Genomic DNA, 5,219 nt, shown 5'->3' on the forward strand with positions numbered 1-5,219 from the left:
ATATACTAAAAATATAAACCCCGCCTTCCTCCACAGCTAAAGCAGTGGGCTTCCGGCGGATGTTCTCGTGAACAAGGCCGTCTTGTGAACCGATGGCATACATGATTTCTGTTTCCGGATGAAGCGTTACATGATGTGCTGTTTGATAATAAAACGCCACTGCTTCATGAAATTCGCGTCTACCTTTCAGCGTATATCCATATGCTTTTGGATCGCTCGCATAACGGCTAAGCGCTTCCATAACAAATGGCGGCGGCGGTAAATCTGGACTGCCGATGCTTAAATCAATCATATCATTTTTTTCGCTGCATTTTTGTTTTTTATAGATTGATAGTTCGCTAAAAATCGATGTGGAAAAAGCTTTCATACGCGCTGCCAACTTCATTGCTCCATCTCCCCCTGCTTACACATGGAAAAACGCTTTCTTTTTCCGCTTTAAATGATATATACTATGAATATATAAAGAATTATATAAATAGTGTATCATACTTTACCATAGAAAACATATAGAGAAAGGCGGGAAATAACATGAACACGATTTTTTTTGCGGCAAGCATTATTACGATTCTTTATTTTATTTATAGCTGCATCGCAAATGCATAAGAAAAACTCGCAGGTTGACTGCGAGTTTTTCTGTTAATCGATTTTTGTTTTCTTGCGGGCGGAGTCAAGTTCATATGCGCCCGTTTCTGTTTGTGTTGTTCCTTGTCCTTTCACGTTTGGAGCGCCTAATCCCGCTTTGGACGGATCTTTTTTCCGTTTCGGCATCACATGTCACCTGGTTACTAAAATCTATAAAAATCGGCTCATCGCGATGGAACCAGGAAACACCGCTTACCGCTCAGGAAACACCCGAGTTCCATCAGGAAGGGAAGCCTAATGTCTCACCTATTGTGAAAGACACCCCGTGGATCGCTGTCAGCGATGGCACCTGTCGTGCACCATTCCTTCCATCGGTCAGTACACGACAACGATTTTAGCAACCAGGTTTACACCTCCTTTAGTTGAATTTGATACTGGTTCAGCCAACAACATTTGTGCAAGATGTTCCATAATGACCATTCATGCTCTTGTTTGAAATTCTCGATTTTGCGTAACATCATCGCGATATATTGGTGTTGTTTCTTGCCGCTTTTCGATTGCTTGTAGGATTCTTCCATCGACCCTAACACGGCAATCCAATGGCGTTTCACTTTCGTTTTTATGATATCGATGAGTTCTTTTGGCAATCGTTCCTGATACCCCAATCCCCGCCTGCCAATCACCAAAGCGGCACTTTCATGGACGGACAACCCATACTTTTTCATATATTTGAAACGTCCGATGATGCTGGTGTACGCGGGATTCACCTTTTTGATGCGAAACCCAAGCCGCATTCCCCGACGAAGAATCGTTTCCGTCAGCTTTTTCTTTTTGAAATGGTGGGTCAAGCGATTGAATCGTTTGTCCGTATCGTGCTGCTGTCTTAGTTGGATGTTTTCGATAACCATTGCCCCAACATTCTCTTGAAGCAGCCAGTCATATACATCGCGCACCGTTTCACCAATGATGTTGTTTCGTTTATTCGCCCGCACATATTCGAGTTCATGACAGTAAAACACCTTTGATTGAAGAAAGTTTCCCTGTTTCGAAACGATGCTTACGGCGATGCGATCAATATTGATATCCATTCCTGCGATTCGTTCCGCTTGAATCGGTTCATCGTAGGCAAGTTCTCTGCCATACACTTCTTCCTCATAAATGAGATGCACATAATACTCTTCGTTTTTTCGTTTGATTTCCACCGTGTATGGCTGGTAGTCCATGATCGGCTTGCCTTTTGCATTCACTCCCTCCCACTTGTTCTCCCATGACGACATCGATGATTTCCTCTTCATATTTTTCAGGAACCAACACAGGAAACCTCAAGCGGGGAGCGTGTTTCCCTTCTTGTTGTCCAAGTGGATTGGCGATTTCTACATAACATTGGTACGTCTTGTCGTCATAGGTGAGGCGAATATTTAAATTTCCTTTTTTGCTTTTATCTCCTCTTGCGTACAACTGATTCGAGCGCACATCTTTCCATTCTTCGTTCGTGATTTTTCCTTTCAAGCGCTTGTAAAAGTTTTGTTTTCCACCAAAAATCACACGTGGAATTGTCCCTTGTTCTAGATGATGCGTTAGCTCGGCTTCTTTCGCTTTGAGCTTTTCTAAACGTTGGTGCAATCCACCTAGACATGTTGGAAGATCGACTTTTTTCGGTGTTTTTCTTCCATGTTGGTAGTCATCGATTTTCTTTTCGGTTTTTTCGATTTTCGCCTGCACATCCTCTAAGCGCATTGGAAGCAACTCACGTTGGGAAGAAATCAGTGATTGAACAAGCAAGACCGCGTCTTCGGCAAACCGTTTGTTGATCCGAAATTGGCGCGGAAGGCGCTTAATGATGTCTTTTGCGTTCCTTCCCTCCAGCAAACGGTTAAACGCGTATCGCTTCGCGGAACAAAAGACGCGCATCAACTCATCTAATGAGCGAAGTTGCGATTCATCATGAGAAACAATTTTCATCACCCGAACCGTTTTCATCCCCTTGCCTTCCCCCTATGTTTGGATCCTTTAGAACATATATTCGCCAAATCTTCGTCATTTCCTTTTTACATGAGGAAGGAGGAGATGATTTTTTTATCATCAGGCAGGAGACAATACAAAAGATGGAGAATATCCGCCTCTTTACTTACGTCCAATAACAGGAGATATTTACATGATTTCATACCTTTTTATAGATGTTTAACAAACTACTTATATCCCCACCTTTAACATTCCCTTGCAACTTTCTTTCTATTCCTTTTCGTTAACCGTTCGCCCTTCATTTGTCGATGCTCGGTTCCTTTAAGTGAGTGATTGACAACGACACATAAAAAAAGGATGCCCAACAGCATCCTTAATCACAATATTTTTCAAACGCATTCATAATGTTTTCCATTACTGCTTCCATCGATTGAAATTCAATTTCCTCGCGTGGAATAAAATGAACGACCTCTTTTCCCTTTAAGAGCGCCATCGATGGAGAAGATGGTGCAATCCCAACGAAATACTCGCGCATTTTTGCCGTCGCTTCTCTATCTTGACCGGCAAACACCGTCACTAAATGATCTGGTTTTTTCTCACTGTTTAAAACAGCCTGTGTTGCCGCTGGCCGCGCCAATCCTGCCGCACATCCGCAAACGGAGTTGACCACCACAAACGTTGTGCCTTCGACGTTTTCCATAAATTCCTCTACTTCTTCGCTTGTGCGAAGTTCGCGGAATCCCGCACGTACGAGTTCGTCGCGCATCGGCTGCACAAGCTGGCGCATATATTCCTCATAAGCCATCGACATAACAGCAATCCCTCCCAATGATATTCAATGCCATCAGCATACTATTTTATTCCTAAAAAATCAATCAAAATGACCAAAATAATTAGAGGTTGCCGTGCTGGCGGAGACCAAATTCCGGCAGGGACTCCAATTGTGCCAGAAATTGTTCCATTTTCTCCATCGTCTACGGCAACAATGACAACATAATAACAGGCAAAAAAAATAAAAGGCGCGATCACATGCATCGCACCTTTTGAATCGCTTTTTAATAATGACTTTAGATTTGGGCAATTTCTCAAAAATACAAACAATATCTTTTCTCCTCATCGTTACTTTTCTTTTTTCCGGCTTTCCGTCATCTGTTTCCAAACAGACCCTTTCGCTTCTTCGCCGCCTTCAATGCGCTCAATGGCCATTTTGATTTGCATGCTCACTTCAAATTCCGGATCATTTTCCGCCGCTTTTAACGCCGGCAATGCCGATTCATCGCCGACTTCGTATAAAAACATGGCAGCGCGCCAACGGACAAGCTTGCTTGGGTCTTTCAGCGCCTCAATCATCACCGGAATGGCTTCCGGATCTCCAATGTCAGACAAGCAATCTCCCGCCGTCCGGCGCACGGAAACCGCCTTATCTTTCAGTGCTTCATATAAATACGGCAATACTTTTTTGCCGCCGATCATCCCTAAATACGCAGTAGCCAAGCGGCGAATCGCTACTTTTTCATCTTTTAGCGCTTTTGCGAGCACCGGTATATCGTCTTCTGTCGGCTCCGCCATTTGTTCTAACGCCGCATATCGTTTCGTCCAATCCGGATCATCGAGCATTTCTTCCGTCACTTTGATGCTTATGCGTTTTTGCGTTTTTGCCTGCTCGCCGCGGCGGAACATTTGTACCATGCGTTCTAATCGTTCCGGCGGGTACGCCGCTGACAGTTCTTCGACAATTTCATTGCCGATTTCTTCAAATGTGCCGTAACGAACCCCTTTTTCCACCCATTTCCGTTCTAACACGATATTGTCGGCATATTTCTGCGCTTCAATGACCGCATCCATAAACTGTTTCGGAAGCCCAACGCGATGCTCCCGTTCCCCATCCGTTAATTTCACTTGCATCGGCAAACCGTACAACATTTGTACATATACTTTTACTTCTCCAAAATGTTCATTCGTTTTTTTCGTTTCTTCTTGCTCGCTGTCGACTTCTTCCCCAAACACTTCACGCACTTTCGTTAAAATCTCTTTCCAATCATATTTCGGGTTGCGTTCAACGGCCAAAAAGTCGGCGACATGATAAATTCCTTTTACTCCTTCAATTTTCATTAACTGCTGAATAAGAGGAGGCGCCGTATCGACATTGTCCGGTTTATAGTTATGGCTGGTGCCAAACGGCAGTTCTTCGTCTAACAATACTTTCATCGTGTTTGGGCTCGGGGTTGGTTCAATCGATTTAATTTTCAACACAGTTCCCTCCTTTTTTCATGACGATTCTACGAGTTCTGATAGCTCCGCCCACCGCTCTAAAAGCGAATCTAACTTCGCTGAAAGCTCTTCATATTCTTGAGCAAGCTGCTGGATCTTTTCATAATCGCTCGCATATGTTTCCATCTCTTCGGCAACTTCCTGCAATTTTGCTTCAAGTGCAGCGATATTGGCCTCGATTTCTTCCCATTCTTTTTGTTCTTTAAACGTTAAACGGCGTTTCGTTTGTTTCTTTGGCGCTTTCGTTTCTTTTGGCGTTTGTTTTTCTTGTTTTTGCGTTGATTTCTTCTGGAGCTGCTCTTCTAAGTAGGCGGAATATTCGCCAAAGTAAGTACCTGAATCCGTGACAAAACATCTTTACAATGGTCGCAAACCGTTGATACGATAAGGGAAAACGACGTTGA

General features: G+C 43.5%; 9 protein-coding genes. All 9 read right to left on the minus strand.

Features of this window, described 5'->3' with window-relative positions; genetic code table 11:
• Positions 1-385, minus strand: a 385-nt coding sequence (locus DCC82_RS08800) for an aminotransferase class I/II-fold pyridoxal phosphate-dependent enzyme (RefSeq protein WP_353652432.1), incomplete at its 3' end; no start/stop codon positions are given.
• A 251-nt stretch (positions 386-636) separates the two neighbouring features.
• Complete coding sequence (locus DCC82_RS08805; RefSeq protein WP_073967943.1) at positions 637-768, minus strand: YuzL family protein; 132 nt, start codon at positions 766-768, stop codon at positions 637-639.
• 221 nt (positions 769-989) lie between these two features.
• Positions 990-1,829, minus strand: a complete 840-nt coding sequence (locus DCC82_RS18860) for an IS200/IS605 family accessory protein TnpB-related protein (protein ID WP_082798170.1) — start codon at positions 1,827-1,829, stop codon at positions 990-992.
• Positions 1,735-2,562, minus strand: coding sequence for a hypothetical protein (locus DCC82_RS18865; protein WP_483299657.1), 828 nt, complete (start codon positions 2,560-2,562; stop codon positions 1,735-1,737). The genes DCC82_RS18860 and DCC82_RS18865 overlap by 95 nt, the downstream gene beginning before the upstream one ends.
• A gap of 355 nt (positions 2,563-2,917) precedes the next feature.
• Positions 2,918-3,355, minus strand: a complete 438-nt coding sequence (locus tag DCC82_RS08815) for a BrxA/BrxB family bacilliredoxin (protein WP_062678657.1) — start codon at positions 3,353-3,355, stop codon at positions 2,918-2,920.
• A gap of 41 nt (positions 3,356-3,396) precedes the next feature.
• Positions 3,397-3,645 (minus strand): hypothetical protein, encoded by a 249-nt coding sequence (locus DCC82_RS17445; RefSeq protein WP_062678658.1) that lies wholly within the window; start codon positions 3,643-3,645, stop codon positions 3,397-3,399.
• Positions 3,646-3,663: 18 nt separating this feature from the next.
• Positions 3,664-4,794, minus strand: a complete 1,131-nt coding sequence (locus tag DCC82_RS08820) for a conserved virulence factor C family protein (RefSeq protein ID WP_097354395.1) — start codon at positions 4,792-4,794, stop codon at positions 3,664-3,666.
• Between the two features lie 18 nt (positions 4,795-4,812).
• Positions 4,813-4,995 carry an ABC transporter C-terminal domain-containing protein gene (locus tag DCC82_RS18070; protein ID WP_353652436.1) on the minus strand — a complete coding sequence of 61 codons (183 nt, stop codon included), beginning with the start codon at positions 4,993-4,995 and terminating at the stop codon, positions 4,813-4,815.
• 22 nt (positions 4,996-5,017) lie between these two features.
• Positions 5,018-5,219, minus strand: a 202-nt coding sequence (locus DCC82_RS18075; RefSeq protein ID WP_233252955.1) for a hypothetical protein, incomplete at its 5' end; no start/stop codon positions are given.

The sequence above is a fragment of the Geobacillus sp. LYN3 genome, assembly GCF_003064505.1.
In the GTDB taxonomy this organism is placed as follows: Bacteria; Bacillota; Bacilli; order Bacillales; family Anoxybacillaceae; genus Parageobacillus_B; species Parageobacillus_B toebii.